This window comes from Rhizobium ecuadorense (assembly GCF_001187535.1).
Lineage (GTDB): Bacteria > Pseudomonadota > Alphaproteobacteria > Rhizobiales > Rhizobiaceae > Rhizobium > Rhizobium ecuadorense.
Map to the genome: position 1 here is coordinate 1 of NZ_LFIO01000492.1, position 314 is coordinate 314.

The 314-nt window shown below is 59.2% G+C and carries 1 pseudogene; it reads left to right on the top strand.

Features of this window, described 5'->3' with window-relative positions:
• A pseudogene (locus AF337_RS11540) lies at window positions 1-314 on the top strand (right-handed parallel beta-helix repeat-containing protein); the annotation flags it as partial.

Consider the following 314-nt stretch of genomic DNA (forward strand, 5'->3'; position numbering starts at 1 on the left):
AACGGCGTCAATTTCCTCAACAATACCGTCACCAACGCCCATGGCACGGCGGCAGATGCCGTCCAGATGAATGACAGCAGCAACATCGTGATCAGCGGCAATTACCTCGACCAGACGGGCGCCGCTACGCCGAAGGGCGTCATCGCGCTCGTTCGGCCCGTAAATGCCTTAGTCGAGGACAACGCGATTATCGGTGGCGGCTTCGGGATCGGCGCACAAGCGGGCACCAACGTCGCTATTCACGACAACGATATTTCAGGTTATGGCGGCTACAGCTGGTCCTACGCCATCGGTCTCGGCGATCAGGGCGATAC